At 68.1% G+C, this 17,118-nt stretch carries 16 protein-coding genes and 1 pseudogene; 11 read left to right on the top strand and 6 right to left on the bottom strand.

Translation table 11 applies throughout. The features are described from left to right. Positions 1 to 26: 26 nt before the first annotated feature. The 7 genes and pseudogenes from WDC87_RS07615 to WDC87_RS07585 all read left to right on the top strand — a co-directional run. Positions 27 to 782 (top strand): hypothetical protein, encoded by a 756-nt coding sequence (locus tag WDC87_RS07615; RefSeq protein ID WP_146260259.1) that lies wholly within the window; start codon positions 27 to 29, stop codon positions 780 to 782. Positions 783 to 886: 104 nt separating this feature from the next. After that, positions 887 to 1,933, top strand: coding sequence for an efflux RND transporter periplasmic adaptor subunit (locus WDC87_RS07610; RefSeq protein WP_171974408.1), 1,047 nt, complete (start codon positions 887 to 889; stop codon positions 1,931 to 1,933). A gap of 6 nt (positions 1,934 to 1,939) precedes the next feature. Continuing rightward, entirely contained in the window at positions 1,940 to 5,044 is a 3,105-nt protein-coding gene (locus tag WDC87_RS07605; protein ID WP_075077143.1) for an efflux RND transporter permease subunit, read from the top strand. Beyond that, entirely contained in the window at positions 5,041 to 6,555 is a 1,515-nt protein-coding gene (locus WDC87_RS07600) for an efflux transporter outer membrane subunit (RefSeq protein WP_075077144.1), read from the top strand. The genes WDC87_RS07605 and WDC87_RS07600 overlap by 4 nt, the downstream gene beginning before the upstream one ends. A gap of 397 nt (positions 6,556 to 6,952) precedes the next feature. Beyond that, positions 6,953 to 7,729, top strand: coding sequence for an AadA family aminoglycoside 3''-O-nucleotidyltransferase (locus WDC87_RS07595; protein ID WP_075075807.1), 777 nt, complete (start codon positions 6,953 to 6,955; stop codon positions 7,727 to 7,729). Between the two features lie 31 nt (positions 7,730 to 7,760). Next, the gene (locus WDC87_RS07590) at positions 7,761 to 8,114 is read left to right on the top strand and encodes an MmcQ/YjbR family DNA-binding protein (RefSeq protein WP_003246929.1); all 354 of its coding nucleotides are present in this window, start codon (positions 7,761 to 7,763) and stop codon (positions 8,112 to 8,114) included. Positions 8,115 to 8,534: 420 nt separating this feature from the next. Next, positions 8,535 to 8,681: pseudogene (locus WDC87_RS07585) on the top strand (PLP-dependent transferase); the annotation flags it as partial. 139 nt (positions 8,682 to 8,820) lie between these two features. Here WDC87_RS07585 and WDC87_RS07580 read toward each other — a convergent pair. Further along, positions 8,821 to 9,165, bottom strand: a complete 345-nt coding sequence (locus WDC87_RS07580; protein WP_258392666.1) for a Sir2 family NAD-dependent protein deacetylase — start codon at positions 9,163 to 9,165, stop codon at positions 8,821 to 8,823. Here WDC87_RS07580 and WDC87_RS07575 point away from each other — a divergent pair. Beyond that, complete coding sequence (locus tag WDC87_RS07575) at positions 9,120 to 9,785, top strand: PepSY domain-containing protein (RefSeq protein WP_171974407.1); 666 nt, start codon at positions 9,120 to 9,122, stop codon at positions 9,783 to 9,785. The genes WDC87_RS07580 and WDC87_RS07575 overlap by 46 nt on opposite strands. A gap of 177 nt (positions 9,786 to 9,962) precedes the next feature. On the opposite strand, the gene WDC87_RS07570 is transcribed toward WDC87_RS07575, so the two are convergent. After that, positions 9,963 to 10,577: a hypothetical protein gene (locus WDC87_RS07570; protein ID WP_111172658.1), complete on the bottom strand. Its 615-nt coding sequence runs from the start codon at positions 10,575 to 10,577 to the stop codon at positions 9,963 to 9,965. A gap of 61 nt (positions 10,578 to 10,638) precedes the next feature. After that, positions 10,639 to 10,914, bottom strand: coding sequence for a BPSL0761 family protein (locus WDC87_RS07565; RefSeq protein WP_289852717.1), 276 nt, complete (start codon positions 10,912 to 10,914; stop codon positions 10,639 to 10,641). A gap of 765 nt (positions 10,915 to 11,679) precedes the next feature. Here WDC87_RS07565 and WDC87_RS07560 point away from each other — a divergent pair. Next, positions 11,680 to 12,111, top strand: a complete 432-nt coding sequence (locus WDC87_RS07560; RefSeq protein ID WP_005411115.1) for a CBS domain-containing protein — start codon at positions 11,680 to 11,682, stop codon at positions 12,109 to 12,111. A gap of 67 nt (positions 12,112 to 12,178) precedes the next feature. On the opposite strand, the gene WDC87_RS07555 is transcribed toward WDC87_RS07560, so the two are convergent. Both WDC87_RS07555 and gloA read right to left on the bottom strand, forming a co-directional pair. Continuing rightward, positions 12,179 to 12,607, bottom strand: a complete 429-nt coding sequence (locus WDC87_RS07555; RefSeq protein WP_019660719.1) for a VOC family protein — start codon at positions 12,605 to 12,607, stop codon at positions 12,179 to 12,181. A gap of 95 nt (positions 12,608 to 12,702) precedes the next feature. Continuing rightward, on the bottom strand, positions 12,703 to 13,221 hold the full coding sequence (gloA, locus tag WDC87_RS07550; protein WP_252745260.1) for a lactoylglutathione lyase: 519 nt from the start codon (positions 13,219 to 13,221) through the stop codon (positions 12,703 to 12,705). 125 nt (positions 13,222 to 13,346) lie between these two features. On the opposite strand from gloA, the gene WDC87_RS07545 reads away from it, so the two are divergent. Then, positions 13,347 to 14,459 carry a PLP-dependent cysteine synthase family protein gene (locus tag WDC87_RS07545; protein ID WP_252745259.1) on the top strand — a complete coding sequence of 371 codons (1,113 nt, stop codon included), beginning with the start codon at positions 13,347 to 13,349 and terminating at the stop codon, positions 14,457 to 14,459. A gap of 47 nt (positions 14,460 to 14,506) precedes the next feature. Here the strand turns inward: WDC87_RS07545 and WDC87_RS07540 are convergent, their stop codons facing one another. Continuing rightward, on the bottom strand, positions 14,507 to 14,911 hold the full coding sequence (locus WDC87_RS07540) for a hypothetical protein (RefSeq protein ID WP_005419475.1): 405 nt from the start codon (positions 14,909 to 14,911) through the stop codon (positions 14,507 to 14,509). 164 nt (positions 14,912 to 15,075) lie between these two features. Here WDC87_RS07540 and WDC87_RS07535 point away from each other — a divergent pair, with 164 nt between their 5' ends. Continuing rightward, positions 15,076 to 17,106, top strand: coding sequence for a M3 family metallopeptidase (locus WDC87_RS07535; RefSeq protein WP_072167211.1), 2,031 nt, complete (start codon positions 15,076 to 15,078; stop codon positions 17,104 to 17,106). The last annotated feature ends 12 nt before the right edge of the window (positions 17,107 to 17,118 follow it).

Below are 17,118 nucleotides of genomic sequence, written 5' to 3'. Positions count from 1 at the left end.
CCCGCCAGACTCGCCAAAAAGGGCGGTTGAACTTCCTATACCCAGGGCGCGTGCGCGAGTGGCGCGCCGACGCCGGCCCCGACGATCCCGCACGGCTGCGCGCCTGGTCCGGCCCCGGCAGCGACGATGCGCCCTTCGATCCGCAGCTGGCCGGGGAGGCGCCACCCGCGCTGGGCTATCGGCCGCTGACCGGTGGGCTGCCGGCGGCCGGGCCGGGCGCGGCCGACATGATGCGCTGGCAGGCACTGGGCCGGGGCCGCATCGGTGTCGTCACCGTGGCCGACAGCTGGCAGCTGCCGCTGGCGGGCCGGGCCGATCTGCACGGCGAGTTGTGGAGTGCCTGGGCCGCCGCACTGGCCCGTCCGCCCGGCGCGGCCGTGGCTGGCTTCCGCGGCGAGGCGCGGGTCGGCGAGCGCGTGGCGCTGTGCGACCTGGCGCCCGGCGCGCGCGTGGTGGCGCCCGATGGCCGCGCGATCCTCCCCGTGCCCGATCCGGCCGCCGACGGCTGCGCCGGCCTGTGGCCGCGCGCGCCCGGCTGGCACCGCGTCGACGGCGGCGACGTGCTGTGGGTGCGTGGCGTCGACGATGCGCCCGGCATGCAGGCGGCCGCGCTGCAGGCCGGGACCCGACGGCTCGCGGGCGCCGGCGCCGGCGCGCAGACGCCGCCGCCCCGTGCGGTGCCTGCCGTCGTCTGGTTCTTCGCCTGCCTGCTGGTCACCGCGCTGCTGTGGGCGCTGCACCGCATGCGGCGCGGGCGCGGCGGCGTCGCTCCCATCGCCTGAGTGCGCCACCCGCGCTGCGGACACGGCCTGTTCACAGATCCGTGACGGGACTTCGGCGACCCTAGGCGTCCTGCCGCACGTCGGCCTGCCCGGGGTGTGTGGCGTTGCGAGTCCGTGTCCTGTTGTTACTGAGCGTGCTGCTGGCGGCCTGCAGCGATGCGCCCGACGCCCCGCCGCCGCCGCGCCCGGTGATCGTCCAGCTGGTCGAAAGCGCGTCCGCCGACCGCACGCTGCGCCTGCCCGGGCGTGTGGAGGCCGCCGAAGGCACCGAACTCGCGTTCCAGGCTGATGGCCGCATCACCCGGTATCGGGTGAGCGACGGCGAACGGGTCGAACGCGGCCAGGTCCTGGCCGAACTCGACGACACCGACTACCGCCTGCAACTGGGCGAGGCCGAGGTCGCCCTGCGGACCGCCGAGGCCGATGTCGCCCGCCGCCGCGGCCTGCGCGACGAAGGCATCCTCGCGCCGGCCGCGGTGGAACAGGCCGAGGCGCAGCTGGCGAGTACGCGCGCGAACCGCGATGCCGCGGCGCGCCAGGTGGGATTCACCCGGCTGCGCGCGCCGTACGCGGGCGTGGTGGTGCGCCGCCTCGCCGCGGCCGGCGTGGTGGTGCCGGCCGGCGAACCGGTGCTGCGGATGCAGGATGCGGACTTGATCGAGGTCGTCGTCGACGTGCCCGAGCGCGACGCCGCGCGCCTGGCGTTCGGTCCCGCACTCGTCGCCCGCGGTCGCGTGCTCGCGTTGCCCGAACTGCCGCCGATGGTCCTGGCCTACCGTGAACATGCGACCGCGCCGGATGCGCAGTCACGCAGCTATCGGCTGGCGTTGCGCGGTACGCCGCCGCCGGGTGCCAACGTGCTGCCCGGCATGGCGGTGCAGGTGGCGATCGAAGACCCGGCGCCCGCCACGCTCGCGGCCGGCCAGCACCGTGTGCCGGCGAGCGCGGTGCTGAGCGCGGCCGACGGGCAGGCGGTGGTGTGGACGGTGGGCGAGGACGGCGCCGCGCAGCCGGTGCCGGTGCGGGTGCACGCGATCGAGGGCACGCAGGCGCGCATCGAAGGCGAACTTGCGCCATCGGCGCAGGTGGTCGTCGCCGGTGCACGCCTGCTGCAGGCCGGGCAGATCGTCGAACCGCGCATCCGGCGCTGACCCGGCATGGAGATCGCGCGTTACGCCATCCGCCACCCGGTCAATGTCTGGCTGCTGATCCTCGCCTGCCTGGTCGGCGGCGTGTTCGCCTATTTCAATCTCGAGCGGCTGGAAGACCCCGAGTTCACGATCAAGGAAGCGGTCGTGACCACGATCTACCCCGGCGCCAGCGCCGAACAGGTGGAGCGCGAAGTCAGCGACGTGCTCGAAAGCGCGGTCCAGCAGCTCACCCAGCTCAAGCAGGTGCGCACGACGTCGCGGCCCGGCTATTCCGAGCTGCGGGTGGAGATCCTCGAGCGCTATTCCAGCGAGGAGATTCCGCAGATCTGGGACGAGCTGCGGCGCAAGATCAACGACACCGCGGCCAGTCTGCCGCCCGGTGCGCAGGCGCCGGTGGTCAACGACGATTTCGGCGATGTCTTCGGCCTGTACTACGCGATGACCGGCGACGGCCTCACCCGCACCGAGCTGCACGAGGCCGCCAAGACCCTGCGCCGCGGCCTGCTGCCGGTGGAGGGCGTGGGCAAGGTCGAGATCGCCGGCGCGATCGAGGAACGGTTCGTCGTCGAGATTCCGCAGGCGCGCCTCGCCGCGCTGCGCATCGCGCCCGAGGAGATCGCCGGCGCACTGGCCGATGCGGAAACCGAACTGCACGCCGGTGGGCTGCGCAGCGAGGACCTGTACCTGCGCGTCGCGCCCGGCGGCGCCTTCGATACGCTGCAGGCCCTGCGCACGTTGCCGGTGGGGCGCGGCGATGCGCGGGTGACCCTCGGCGACATCGCGCAGATCCGCCGCGAGTTCGCCGAGCGGCCGGCCCAGATCATCCGCCACGACGGGCGCGAGGCGCTGACCATCGGCGTCGCCGGCCTGCCGTCGGTGAACATCGTCGACGTGGGCGAGGCCGTCGACGCGGCCCTGGCGCGGCTCGAGCCGACCCTGCCGCTCGGCGTCGAACTGCATCCGATCTACCAGCAGGCCGATGTCGTCGACGCGGCGGTGACCAGCTTCGCGATCAACGTGGCGATGTCACTGGGCATCGTGATCGGCGTGCTGTGTCTGGTGATGGGCTGGCGCGCCGGCGTGATCATCGGCAGCGTGCTGCTGCTGACTGTCGGCGGCACGCTGCTGGCGATGTATCTGCTGGGCCTGCAGCTCGAACGCGTGTCGCTGGCGGCGCTGGTGATCGCGATGGGCATGCTGGTCGACAACGCTGTGGTGATCTGCGACGGCATGCAGGTGCGGCTGCGCCAGGGGCACTCGGCGATGCGCGCGGCGCGCGAGTCGGTCCGGCTGACGCAATGGTCGCTGCTCGGCGCGACCATCATCGGCATCCTCGCGTTCGCCGGCATCGGCCTGTCGCAGGACACCACCGGTGAATTCCTGTTCTCGCTGTTCTCGGTGATCCTGATCTCGCTGCTGCTCAGCTGGGTGCTGGCGATCACCGTGGTGCCGCTGCTGGGCTACTGGTGGCTGGCGTCGAAGGACGCGCGCGAGCGCGACGACGAAGACGGACGCGACGGCGACGGCGATGCGGGCGACAGCCCCTACCGGGGCAGGTTCTACGACCGCTTTCGCGGCGTGCTCGATGCGCGACTCGGTCGTGCCGGCCTGACCGTGACCCTGGCGACACTGCTGACCATCGGCTGCGTCGTCGGATTCGGCTTCCTGCCGCAGTCGTTCTTTCCGCCCGCGTCCACGCCGATGGCCTTCGTCGACATCAACACCCGCCAGGGCAGCGACATCCGCGCCACCGACGCCGCGGTGCGCGAGGTCGAGGACTATCTGGCCCAGGAGTTCCCCGAGGTGCTCAGCCGGGTCGCGTTCGTGGGGCAGGGCGCGTCGCGCTTCATGCTGACCTACGCGCCGGCGATGCCCGACAGCGCGTTCGCGCAGGTCATCCTGCTGGTCGACGACGCCGACGTGCTCGAGGACATGCTCACGCGCCTCAATCGCGAAGCCGCAGAGCGCTTCCCCGAGCTGCGCGTGCACGCGGCGCGGCTGATGTTCGGCGGCGCGTCCGAGGCGCGCGTCGAGGCGCGCTTCAGCGGTCCCTCGGGCGAGACGCTGCGCGAGATCGCGGCGCGTGCCGAGGCCATTTTCCGCGACACGCCGATGCTCGAGAACGTGCACCACGACTGGGGCGAACGCGAGCTCGTGCTGCGGCCGCGGCTGGATCTGCAGCGCATGGCCGAGGCCGGACTCGGTCGACAGGACATCGCCCAGGCGCTGACCATGGCCACCGAAGGCGTGCCGCTGGCGGTGCTGCGCGAGGGCGATGCGCAGCGCCAGGTGCTGCTGCGCGCGCCGGACGACGAGCGCCCTGCGCCGGAGGGGTTGCTCGATCGCCTCGCCTGGAGCGCGGGCGCGACGGCCTACGTCCCGATCGCCCAGGTGGCCGATCGCGTCGACGTGGTGCAGGAGGACGCCGCGATCCAGCGCCGCGATCGCGTGCGCACCATCGCCGTGCAGGCCGAGCCGGTGGTCGGCGTGGAGGCGAGCGACGCCCACGCCGACATCCGCGAGGCGATCGAAGCCATGCCGTTGCCGCCCGGCTACACCCTGACCTGGGGCGGCGAATTCGAGAGTTCCGGCGATGCGCAGACGGCCCTGATGCGCACGCTGCTGCTGCCGTATCTGGGCATGATCCTGGTGACCGTGCTGCTGTTTTCCCGCGTGCGCCAGCCGGTGGTGATCTGGCTGGTGGTGCCGATGTCGATCTGCGGCGTGACCATCGGGCTGGCGATCTCCGGCCAGCCGTTCGGCTTCGTGGCGCTGCTCGGTCTGCTCAGCCTGACCGGCCTGCTGCTCAAGAACGCGATCGTGCTGGTGGAGGAGATCGACCGCCGGATGGCCGAAGGCGGCAATGGCCGCGCCGCGATCGTCGAAGCGACGACGAGCCGCCTGGTGCCGGTGACGATGGCGGCCGGCACCACGGTGCTGGGCATGGTGCCGCTGCTGTTCGACGATCTGTTCGCATCGCTGGCCGTGACGATCATGGGCGGTCTGGCGTTCGCGACCGTGCTCACCCTGGTCGTCGTGCCGTGCCTGTACCTGCTGGTCTTCAAGGTGCCGCGCGACGACGACCGCAGAACCGCGGAGGCACGCGCATGAAGATCTCCAGGCTCGGTGTCCTCGCGGCCGCGCTCGCGCTCGCCGCCTGCAGCACGCCGCCGGTGCGCGAGCGGCCGCCGCTGCCGGCGGCCTACTACGCGCCCGCGGGTGATGCTGCGCGGCCGGCCGATCCGGCGGCGCTCGCATACTGGTGGCGCCAGTTCGACGATCCGCTGCTGGCGGAACTGGTCGAGACCGCGCTGGTCCGCAGTCTCGACCAGCAGGCGGCGCTGGCCCAGCTGCGCATCGCACGCGCGCAACTGCGGCAATCCCGCGCGGCGCTGCTGCCGCGGCTCGATCTCGGCGGTCAGGCCAGCCGCCAGATCATCAATACCGATGCGCTGGCCGACACGCCGCTGGGCGAGGAATTCGATGTCGGCGGCGACGTCAATTTCGACACCTGGCAGCTGGCGCTGCAGGCCGAGTGGGAAGTGGATCTGTTCGGCGCGAACCGGCTGCGCCGCGATGGGGCCGGGCGCCAGGTGCAATCGGCCGAGGCACAGCTGGTGGCGGTGCGCCTGGGCGTCGCATCCAATCTCGCGCAGGGCTACGTGCAGGCGCGCGCGCTGCTCGCCCAGCGTGCACTGCTCGACGAAGGCGTGCGCATCGCGCGTGAGGCCGAGCGTGTCGCCGACGGGCGCTTCCGGCTGGGCGAGGTCACCCGACTGGATGTGGAAGCCGCCGGCGCGCAGCGCGCGGCGCTCGAAGCGCAGCGCGGCGACATCGACGCCGGTCTCGCCGAAACCGCGTTCGCGCTGGATACGCTGATCGACCGGCCGCACGGAACGGTGCTGCAGCGCCTGGGCGACGGCACGCGCGTGCCGATGGCCGATGCCGGGATTCCGCGCGGACAGCCGATGGATCTGTTGCGCCGACGACCCGACGTCATCGCCGCGGTCGCCGGGCTGGAGGCCGCCGAACTGGCGGCGCTGGCCAGCCGCCGCGACCTGTTCCCCAAGCTGGGGGTCAGCGCGGCGCTCGGGCGCAGCGGGGTCGCGATCGGCGATCTGTCCGGTGCTTCGGACCTGCGCTCGCTCGCCGCGCAGCTCGGGTTTCCGTGGCTGGACTTCGGCGCCAGCCGCGCGGCGATCGATCTCGCCGACGCGCAGGCCGACGCCGGCTTCGTCGAGCTGCGCCAGGCGCTGGCCACCGCATTGCAGGAGGTCGAGACCGCGACCGCCCAGCTCGCCGCGCGCGGGGCGCAGCGCGCCGCCCGTGGGGAAGCGCTGTCACGCGCCGAACGCACCCGGGCGATGGCCCGACGCACCTACGAGGTGGGCCTGGCCAATCTCGCCGACCTGCTCGATGCCGAGCGCGCATGGCTCGATGCACGCCAGCAGGCGCTCGACACCGAGCGCGCCGTCGCATTGGCACAGATCGCGCTCTACACCGCGCTGGGCGGTGGCTGGCGTGCGCCGGACGCCGCCGCGCCGCAGGAGGCCGCGGTACGCGACACCATCGAGTCCGTGCCCGATCGCATCCGCGCACCCGCGTCGCCCGCTGGCGATTGAGTCGCCGAGAGGCGGGCGCCCGGATGCGTGCCGCCATCCTCGCCCACTTCGAGAAGCACGGCGCGCTGGAGCAAGCGCACTACCGGCCCGCAGCGCGCGCGCCGCCGCCGGCCGCGTGACGAGGTGCCGGCCACGCAGCCGGCAGCCAAGCCAGAGTCCGATCCGATGCGGCCACGACCCCGCAGGGCTGCGCTCGGCCCTGTGCCGGGATTCGGTGAGAAATGGCTACGCACTGAGCCGCTGCGTGGCCCCGCGATGTCGAAAACCCACGCATGAACCCCCGATCTGTGCCCGATCTGTGCCCAAAGCGGCGCTTGCGTGGCCGCGTCCTACCCGCCAGACTCGCCAAAAAGGGCGGTTGAACTTCCTATACCCCCTGAAGCGCAATGGCGAAAACATGAACCTGCAGATCAGCAATGCCCTCACCCTCCTGCATCATCATCTTGGCGACAACCTGCTGGCGGTGCATCTGTTCGGTTCCGCCGTCAGCGGCGGCCTCAAGCCGGCAAGCGACATCGATCTGCTGGTCACCGTCCGCACGCCCCTGAGCGATAGCACGCGCAAGGTCCTGATGACCGACCTGCTGAGGCTGTCGGCCTGGCCGGCCACCGCGCACCTGCGCCCGCTGGAGGTGACGCTGCTGGTGCACGACGCCGTGCGGCCCTGGCGTTATCGGCCGATGCGCGAACTGCAGTTCGGCGAATGGCTGCGCGACGAGCTGCAGGCGGGTCGCTTCGAGCCGGCCATGGCCGATCATGACCTGGCCATACTGCTCAGCAAGGCACGCCAGCACGCTATCAGCCTGCTAGGCCCGCCGGCTGCCGAACTGTTCGAGCCGGTGCCTGAAGCGGACATGATTCGCGCCCTGCACGACACCGCGGCGCAATGGAACGGACCGGACGACTGGCTGGGCGATGAGTGCAACGTGGTCCTGGCCCTGGCACGCATCTGGCTGACGCTGAGCAGCGGCGAGATCGCTGCCAAGGACGTGGCGGCCGACTGGCTGCTCGAGCGCTTGCCCCCTGAGCACCGGCCGCTGCTGGAAACTGCGCGAGACGTCTATCTGGGCCAGGCCAGGGATGACCTGGCTCAGCGGCCCCAGGCACTGGCCGCTTTCATCGGTTATGCCCGGCACCAGATCGAGCGGCTACGCAGCGAGTCGGTCAACCGATAGACTGCCGTTTCGACCAGCGATGGACATGCCCATGACGCCCGACCAGATCGCCAGCTTCTGCCTCAGCCTGCCGGGCGCCCGCGAAGACCTCAAGTGGGGCAGCAACCGGGTGTTCTCGGTAGCCGGCAACAAGATGTTCGCCATCCTCGATTTTCTGGGCGAGGATCTGGCCTTCAAGGTCGATCACGACCTCTTTCTCGGCTACGTCGACCGCCCCGGCATTCGCCCCGCGCCCTATCTGGCGCGAGCGCACTGGGTCAGCATGAGCGCCCGCCAGCTACCGCTTGGCGACCAAGAGCTGCGCCAGTTGCTGACCCGTTCCCATCAGTTGGTGGTACGCCGACTGCCCAAGCGCCTGCAGCCCGGTCTGCTACTGGACGAATAGCACATCACCACCTGCGCCCACTGCGGCGGCGCGGTACGGATCGTCGCCAGCATCGAGGAACCCAAAACCATCCGCGCCATCCTCGCCCACTTCGAGAAGCACGGCGCGCTGGAGCAAGCGCACTACCGGCCCGCAGCGCGCGCGCCGCCGCCGGCCGCGTGACGAGGTGCCGGCCACGCAGCCGGCAGCCAAGCCAGAGTCCGATCCGATGCGGCCACGACCCCGCAGGGCTGCGCTCGGCCCTGTGCCGGGATTCGGTGAGAAATGGCTACGCACTGAGCCGCTGCGTGGCCCCGCGATGTCGAAAACCCACGCATGAACCCCCGATCTGTGCCCGATCTGTGCCCAAAGCGGCGCTTGCGTGGCCGCGTCCTACCCGCCAGACTCGCCAAAAAGGGCGGTTGAACTTCCTATACCCCGCATCCGGCCTCGACCACGCATCGCCAGCTTTCCCCGGCGGAACTGGCGCAGGCCGGCGTGAGCGAGGATACGGTGCGCCTGTGCATCGGCATCGAACATGTCGACGACCTGATCGCGGATCTGGAGCAGGCGCTGGCACGGGCCTGAGCGGCGAAGCCGGCGGGTCGGGCGGCTGGCCGGGGCTGGCAACGGCCGCTTGCCGCAGTCACGGCGGAAGAGGTCTGGTCGCCGGCATGCGCGATGCGACGGACATCGCGCTGCGTCCGGCGCCGCTCGCGAGCGGCATTCAGATAAAGCGCTCCCGCAGCATCGCGACGCCCGCGCTCGCCGGCAGGCGCAGCTGCTCGCTGGCGTACGCGCTCACCGCACTGTCGACAGGATTGACCTCGATGACCTGCGCACGCCGTTGCCGCGCGCGCAGCGGCAGCGACGCGGCCGGATGCACCAGGCCGGACGTGCCGACCACCACCAGGACATCGCAACCGTCGATCGCGGCGCATGCGCGCGCCCACGCGTCCTCCGGCAGCGCCTCGCCGAACCAGACCACGCCAGGCCGGAACGGGCCGCCGCACAGGGGGCAGGCGGGTGGCGTCTCCCGGGCCCCATGCCGACCCCGCCGTGCTTGAGCGATTGGTGGCGGAATGGGCGCCGCGGGGCGTGCGCTCCATCGACTTGCCTAAAGCCGAACTCCCGGTGTGGCAGGCATATTTCGCCAACGGCGAACGCGCCTACTTCGGGCCGGACGACGGCACCTTGCTGCTGCGACGTGGCCCCGACAACGACGTGCTGATGTGGCTGCACGAATGGCATGTGGCGCTGCTGGCCCACGACACGGGCAAGCAGGTACTCGGCATTATCGGCTGGATCTCGCTGGGGCTGCTCTTGAGCGGTTTGTACCTGTGGTGGCCCAAGCCTGGGCGCTGGCGATCGCACTTGAAGGTACACGCACAGCCCCCGGCGCGAAGGTGGGCGACCTGGCACCGCAGTAGCGGCGCTTTGTTGCTGCCGCTTCTGCTGATGGCCACTGTGACCGGTGTAGGGATGGTCTATGGCAAGGGTTTCCATGCCGTGCTGACGGCGGCGTTCGGTGGTGCCGCGCCGCCCACGCCGGTGCTGGCGGGCACAGTGGAGAAAGTGGCATGGGATCCTGTGCTGAATCAGGCGCTCCACGCACTTCCAAGCGCCCGTCTGAGCCGCGCGTCCAATGATTCCTCTGGCGTGATTCGCAAGCCACTTTGCGTGATCGGCTAGCAAACGAAGGTGGGATGCCAGTGCGGGATTCGGTGAGGGATGTCCGCTCTTGGCCGTAGCGGGACACCCGCGCGGTGTCAGGCTTCGACCCAGCCTAGCCAGCCTCCCTTCTCGCGGTAGAACAGGTAGGGCGGAGCGGTGTTGATCGATACATTAGCAACCCTCATGTACGCAAGGTTATGCCAAGTTGTAGTGAATCTTCGCGTAAAACTGAGGCGCGCCTCTTGGCAACGAGGCGATCAACTCTGCCATAGCATCAGATAGCAAACGCGCGGCGCGGCGCGTCTCCGGTGGAGGGCTGTCATCGAGCTTATCTTCGATGAGCCCTCGATGGAAATACTCGGGAGCATTGCTGAGAAACGATTCGCGTGCTGCGTTCTTGGTGTTGCCAGCGCCGACCATCAGAGTGACGCCTTCGCCCGTTGCGTAATAGTCGCAGTACGCCAAAAAGATTGATTCAGGTTTCCTTTCTGCTTCTTCAGTCGAGTCATGAATCGGCATCGAGATGACTCGGATTGACTCGGGGTCAATGCTGGAGCGGTTAGCCAGAACCTTCAGTAACAGGTCTGAGCGGCCATCTGCCAATGCTGCCGCTGGGCTTGCCCCAAGCTCCTGATCATAATCTAAGAGAAAGCGACCGAGTTTGCGCAGAAATGGCTCAGTGTCTTCCGGGACGCTAAAGATGCGCTGGCTGATCATGTAGTGCTTCGGGAAAGCATCCATGAATGCTTCAGCGACAATGCCTTCAGCTTTTCGAAGCGCGCTTTCAAATTCTGAGTCTGAGCTGTCCATGATCTAATTCCGCTGTATTGGGGTGTGCAGGTTCGCGACTTCTAAAGTGGCTCGCACGGGACTATTCCTCTGGCCAGGATAGTCGTGTAGATCGCCTCAACGGGCCGTAACGAAGGTCTTCAGACCATGCAGGGCATTCACTTGGTGGTGCCAGTCCGATGCCAAGTCCGGACGAGTGTCGGAATATGGCCATCGTCGAGACGTCTTCTATGGTTGGGAAGTGGCGAGCGATGACCACCGCGCTACGCCTAATGTCAACGGACAATCTCTTATCCCTTGCCAACTCAATCAGGAAACCTCCAGCCCATAGCAGGGCCCTTGTTCGTTCGTCTGGCATGGTCATTGCGGACCCTCTTAGATGCTTGCGTTCGAGAAGCATCTTTCAGAGCCGTCGCACAAGGTGCGATCATGCTTCCGCTGCGTATTCGCTGCAACGCGCGGGTTGGCTAAGTTGTGGTTTACTGAGTTGGAATAATGATGGGTGTACGCACAGGATCCTCTGAAATCCGGTGCTGCGCCAGACCCCATCTAGGGAAGATAGAACTTTATTTCCCTGTGGGTTCGCCCCCGACAGCTGTGCCACGATAGAACTTTAGGAGTTGCACCCATTCGGCGGTGACCGCGAATCAATTAGTTACATTCGTTTCAGGATGAGACTTTGTTCTACATCCATAGATGCTGCATGCGAAAGGGGCCTGCGAGGCCCCTTTCGTTTGTGCCGGACGCAGTGCGAAGTGGGACAGCTGCCGGGCGTTCTGTCCGTCGTCGGCAGCAGGCAATCATTCTTTAATGCGCGAAGCCGCCTGTATTCAGCGGCGGTTTCAGCCGCGGTGCCATTCTCTGGATCGTCAGTTGGTTCCCACGACGAACTGTCCTATCGATGCCGGTAGTGACCGAGGGTCGCAGTCGTAGAATCGATCTGGCCGAGGTTAGGGTTGAGCGATTGAACCCGCCTCGTTCGCGTTGCAGCACATCGTCTGCCGAGTGATTCCAAGCGGCAGACGGGTGCGCCAGACGTGCGCTGAAAGGTCTGTTCCCGGGGAGGGGGCGTATCGGAAGAGCACACTTTTTTGACTTCAGTGACCTGCACCAGGAAACAAGAATGAACGTCCGCGAACTCCTGCAATCCAAGAAAGAAGCTGTCATAACCATCGATGCCGAAGACACGATCGGTGCCGCCGCCCACAAGATGAGCGCGAACAGGATCGCTGCGCTGGTGGTGATGAAGGACGATGCCCCGGTCGGCATCATTTCCGAGAAGGACATCGTGCGCACCCTGGCCGACGACGGCCCGCAGGCCGGCCGCCGGGTGATTTCCAGCCTGCCGTCCACCGGTCTGGAGGGCATTGCGCCGGAAGCCACGCTGAAACAGGCCATGTCGTTGATGACGTACTCGCGGCGCCGTCACCTGATGGTCACCGAAGGCACCCGCCTGGTCGGCATCCTCAGCCTGGGCGATATCGTGAAGAACCTGCTGGGCGAGCTGGAACTGGAAAAGGCCGTGCTGCAGGACATCTACATGGCCGCCCACTGAGGGCCGCAGCGCTGGAAGCAGAGAAGCCGGGCATTGCCCGGCTTCTTCATTCACCGCGCCGGTGATATCAGAAAGTGACCTTCACCGAATCGGCGCTGTAGTTCGCCGGCCCGTGATAGACCACTTCGATGTTGTTGCCATCGGGGTCGAGCACGAAGGCGCCGTAGTAGCCCGGGTGGTAGGGGCGTTCGCCTGGCGCGCCATTGTCGGTACCGCCGGCGGCGATCGCGGCAGTGTGGAAGGCATCAACAGTTGCGCTGTCGCGCGCCTGGAAGGCGAGATGGTGGCGGCCGGTCAACTGGCCGGCGGCGGCACGGCTGCTGGCGCTGGAAATGAACAGCTCGTCGGCCCAGAAGAAGTCTGGCCCTTCGCCGCCCAGTGGGATGCCGATCGTATCGAACACTGCCTGGTAGAAGCGGCGGCTGGCGGCCAGGTCACGCACCACCAGCTGGATGTGGTCGATCAGGCGGCCACGGTGCAGTTCCATCGTTTCCATACGAACCTCACAGAAAAAGGGGACGGAGGGGATTAAGTCGCTTCCAGCACAATAGTGCCAGAAACGGCTTAATCCCCTCCGTCCCCTTTTCGGGGTCAGACGTTGGCGATGATCTCGACCCAGTAGCCGTCCGGGTCCTTGATGAAGGCCAGGTTCTTCATGCGGCCGTCGGTCAGGCGCTTCTGGAAGGTTACCCCGAGGTCTTCGAAGCGCTGGCAGGCCGCCTCGATGTCCGGCACCGACACGCAGATGTGGCCGAAGCCGCGCGGGTCGCTGTTGCCGTCGTGGTAGACCGCGCCGTCCTGGCTCTCGGTGCCGTGGTTGTCGGTCAGTTCCAGCACGCCCGGCAGGCCGGCCATCCACAGGCGGCGCTGGCTGTCATCTTCCGGAACCGCCACGCCAGCTGGGACGTAGGCCAGGAAGTACAGGCTGAACTGGGCTTCGGGAAAGTCGCGCTTGTCGATCAGCTGGTAGCCGAGCACGCGGGTGTAGAAGTCCAGCGAGGCGGTGATGTCCTTCACCCGCAGCATGGTGTGGTTGAACACGAAGCCGGTGGTTTCGGCCGGGGCCTGGGCGGCGACGCCGGGGACATCGCGCAGGGCGGGAATGGTCATGGGGGAGGTCCTTCAGACAGGGCCGTTGCCGGCCGGATGGGGGCATTCTACCGGCCAGCACCTGACGGTACCGCGACGTACAATGGCCGGATCGCACCGTTCCGTCCTGACAACGATTGCCCGCCATGTCGCAGCGTGAATGGGTGGCCGCCGCCATCCGCAAGATTGAAGCCGATTTCAACCGCTCCGCCGATACCCACCTGATCCCGCTGGCGCTGCCCGGGTTCGAGGGCATCGATGTGTACCTGAAGGATGAGTCGAGCCATCCCACCGGCAGCCTCAAGCACCGGCTGGCGCGCTCGCTGTTCCTGTATGCGCTGGCCAATGGCTGGCTGCGCGAAGGGCGACCGGTGATCGAGGCGTCCAGCGGCTCGACGGCGGTGTCCGAAGCCTATTTCGCGCGCCTGCTCGGCCTGCCGTTCATTGCAGTGATCCCGGCCACCACCTCGCCTGAAAAGATCGCCGCGATCGAGTTCCAAGGCGGCCGCTGCCATCTTGTCGAACGCGCCTGCGACCTCAACTGTGATTCGGAAAAGCTGGACCGTGAAACCGGTGGCCACTTCATGGACCAGTTCACCTACGCTGAGCGCGCGACCGACTGGCGTGCCAACAACAACATCGCCGAGTCCATCTTCAAGCAGATGGCCGAAGAGCCCAGCCCGGTTCCGGAATGGATCGTGTGCAGCCCCGGCACCGGCGGTACCGCCGCCACCCTGGGCCGCTATGTCAGCTACCGCCGCCACGACACCCGCATCCTGTGCGCGGACCCGGAAGTGTCGGTGTTCTTCGACGGCTACCGGGCCGCCGTGGCCGGTGAACAGGACTGGCGCGACCTGACCTGCAGTGGTGGTTCGCGCGTGGAAGGCATCGGCCGGCCACGGGTGGAACCGAGCTTCATCCCGACCAGCGTCGATGCGATGGTCAAGGTACCCGACGCACTGAGCCTGGCCGCGATGCGCCATGTCAGCCGCCAGCTCGGCCGCCGTGTCGGTGGCTCGACCGGCACCAACTTCATCGGCGTGCTGCAGGCCGCGCAATGGATGCGCGAGGCGGGCCACCAGGGCAGCATCGTCAGCATCCTGTGCGACAGCGGCGAGCGCTATGCGCAGAGCTATTACGACCCGGCGTGGTACGCGCGCCAGGGCATCGATGTCGATGGCGCCGATGCACAGCTGGCCGCTGCGGTGGCCGGGCAGGGCTTGCCCGAGCTGCCATGGTGCAGCCTGGAAGCGCTGTAGCACGGACGAAGCTCGCGCCGGGCCATGCTGGCGTCCGCGACGGTGTCTCAGTACCCCGCTGCGGTGAAGGCGTCTAGCACCGCGTCGCGAAGCGCATCAGGCAACGCCTCGATGTCCATCGCACGGTCATCCAGGTGCAGGGTGGGATCCAGGATGCTGGCGCGGCCCTGGGCCAATGCCTGCAACCACAGCAGCACGCAGATCACGAACTCGCGCTCATGGCCCAGCTGCAGCTGGCTGGCGCCGCGCTCGACCACTTCGAACGGGTACCACTCCTGGCTTTCATTGAACGTGCCGCCCTGCTGCAGCACCGCCTGCAACTGCTGCAGGTGGCGCGGGGCGTCGTCGCCGGCATCGCACAGCGCGGCGATCCAGGCCAGTTCGGCCGCGCTGGCAGACAGTGCCAGCGACCGCGCCGGTGAGGCGGATGCAACTGCAGCCAGACCTTCCATGTTGGGCCTCGTTCGGTACGTGCCGCTGCGGACTCCCCCGCACCCAGAGCTTGGGGGGCATGCGTAAGGCCGATGTGAATGCCGTGCCCCCTTGTCAGCGATGCCTGGCAGCGCCATATCTACCGGGCTGCCCGCCTGCCGGGCCCGTACCCTGGAGACCTGCCGTGACCGTTGCCAACCCCCTGCTCGATTTTTCCGGCCTGCCGCGCTTCGAGGCGATCCGCCCCGAGCACGTGGCGCCGGCGCTGGATGTGCTGCTGGCCGAGGCCGCAGCCGCCGTCAGCGCAGCCGAGCAGGTGCAGCCGGTCACCTGGCAGACCTTCGTGACCCCGCTGGACGATGCCACCGAGCGCCTGTGGCGCGCCTGGGGCCTGGTCGGCCACCTGCAGGGCGTGGTCAATACCCCGGAGCTGCGCGAGGCCTACAACAGCAACCTGCCGCGGGTGACCCGCTTCGCCAGTGCGCTGGGGCAGAACCTGGCGCTTTACCGCCAGTACCAGGCGCTGGCCGCCAGCCCGGAGGCGGCGCATTTCGATGAAGCCCAGCGCAAGGTGCTGGACAACACCCTGCGCGACTTCCGCCTGGGCGGCGCCGAGCTGGCGCCCGAGGCGCAGCAGCGTTTTGCTGCGATCAAGGAAGAACTGTCGGCGCTGTCGGCGAAGTTCTCGCAGAACGTGCTCGACGCTACCGATGCCTGGTCGCTGTTCATCGAAGACGAAGCGCGGCTGAAGGGCCTGCCGGAAGACGTGAAGGCCGCCGCGCATGCCGCAGCACAGAAGGACGGCAAGGCCGGCTGGAAACTGACCCTGCAGATGCCGTGCTACCTGCCGGTGCAGACCTGGGGCGAGGACCGCGACCTGCGCGAGATCCTGTACCGCGCCAGCGCCCAGCGTGCGTCCGAATTCGGCGATGACGCACTGGACAACAGCGGCAACATCGACCGCATCCTTGCCCTGCGCGCCGAACTGGCTGCGTTGCTCGGCTTCGATTCGTACGGCCATTACTCGGTGGCGACCAAGATGGCGCAGGACCCGGCCGAAGTGCTCGGTTTCCTGCGTGACCTGGCCGCGCGTGCCAAGCCGTTCGCTGCCAGGGACCGCGCCGAGCTGGAGCAGTTCGCGCGCGAACAGCTCGGCATCGACAGCCTGCAGGCCTGGGACCTGGCCTTCGCCGCCGACCGCCTGAAGCAGGCGCGTTACAGCTATTCCGAGCAGGAGGTGAAGCAGTATTTCACCGAGCCGAAGGTACTGGGTGGCCTGTTCTCAGTGATCGAGCAGCTGTACGGCCTGCGCGTGCAGGAGGACAGCGCGCCGGTGTGGCACGAGGATGTGCGCTTCTTCCGGTTGGTCGATGCGCAGGGCGCGCTGGTTGGCCAGTTCTACCTGGACCTGTACGCCCGCGAGGGCAAGCGCGGCGGGGCGTGGATGGATGATTGCCGCAACCGTCGCGTGCGCACCGACGGCAGCGTGCAGACGCCGCTGGTCTACCTGGTGTGCAACTTCGGCCGCGGTGCCAACGGCAAGCCGGCCACCTTCAGCCACAACGAAGTGACCACGCTGTTCCATGAGATGGGCCACGGCCTGCACCAGCTGCTGACCCGCATCAGCGAACTGGGCGTGGCTGGCATCAACGGCGTGGAATGGGATGCGGTGGAGCTGCCCAGCCAGTTCATGGAGAACTTCTGCTGGGAATGGGACCACCTGCAGGCGATGACCGCGCATGTGGACAGTGGCGAGCCGCTGCCGCGCGCGCTGTACGAGCGCATGCTGGCCGCGCGCAACTTCCACAGCGGCATGGCCACCGTCCGCCAGCTGGAGTTCGGCCTGTTCGACATGCTGCTGCACAGCCAGTTCGAACCAGCGCAGGACAGCGTGCTGGCGCTGCTCGACCGCGTGCGCGCGGAAGTGGCGGTGAACCACCCGCCGGCCTGGAACCGCTTCCCGCACCAGTTCAGCCACATCTTTGCGGGCGGTTACGCCGCGGGTTACTACAGCTACAAGTGGGCCGAGGTACTCAGCGCCGACGCCTATGCCGCCTTCGAGGAAGCGCCGCAGGCACTGGCTGAAACCGGCGCACGCTTCCGTGATGAGATCCTGTCGCGCGGTGGCAGCCGCCCGGCGGCGGACAACTTCAAGGCCTTCCGCGGCCGTGCGCCGCAGATCGATGCGCTGCTGCGCCACTCGGGCATGGCGTAATCCATGGTGGTG

This window comes from Stenotrophomonas maltophilia group sp. Smal12 (genome assembly GCF_037079935.1).
GTDB lineage: Bacteria > Pseudomonadota > Gammaproteobacteria > Xanthomonadales > Xanthomonadaceae > Stenotrophomonas > Stenotrophomonas sepilia.
Note: the sequence above shows the minus strand (reverse complement) of the source record. Positions and strands in the feature narration are given on the sequence as shown.

Excerpts from the sequence above, each read along its gene's own strand:
- WDC87_RS07595 (WP_075075807.1), top strand. The coding sequence starts at position 6,953 with ATGAACCTGCAGATCAGCAATGCCCTCACCCTCCTGCATCATCATCTT.
- WDC87_RS07570 (WP_111172658.1), bottom strand. The coding sequence starts at position 10,577 with ATGGACAGCTCAGACTCAGAATTTGAAAGCGCGCTTCGAAAAGCTGAA.
- WDC87_RS07560 (WP_005411115.1), top strand. The coding sequence starts at position 11,680 with ATGAACGTCCGCGAACTCCTGCAATCCAAGAAAGAAGCTGTCATAACC.
- gloA (WP_252745260.1), bottom strand. The coding sequence starts at position 13,221 with ATGACCATTCCCGCCCTGCGCGATGTCCCCGGCGTCGCCGCCCAGGCC.
- WDC87_RS07545 (WP_252745259.1), top strand. The coding sequence starts at position 13,347 with ATGTCGCAGCGTGAATGGGTGGCCGCCGCCATCCGCAAGATTGAAGCC.
- WDC87_RS07540 (WP_005419475.1), bottom strand. The coding sequence starts at position 14,911 with ATGGAAGGTCTGGCTGCAGTTGCATCCGCCTCACCGGCGCGGTCGCTG.
- WDC87_RS07565 (WP_289852717.1), bottom strand. The coding sequence starts at position 10,914 with ATGCCAGACGAACGAACAAGGGCCCTGCTATGGGCTGGAGGTTTCCTG.
- WDC87_RS07600 (WP_075077144.1), top strand. The coding sequence starts at position 5,041 with ATGAAGATCTCCAGGCTCGGTGTCCTCGCGGCCGCGCTCGCGCTCGCC.
- WDC87_RS07555 (WP_019660719.1), bottom strand. The coding sequence starts at position 12,607 with ATGGAAACGATGGAACTGCACCGTGGCCGCCTGATCGACCACATCCAG.
- WDC87_RS07605 (WP_075077143.1), top strand. The coding sequence starts at position 1,940 with ATGGAGATCGCGCGTTACGCCATCCGCCACCCGGTCAATGTCTGGCTG.
- WDC87_RS07590 (WP_003246929.1), top strand. The coding sequence starts at position 7,761 with ATGACGCCCGACCAGATCGCCAGCTTCTGCCTCAGCCTGCCGGGCGCC.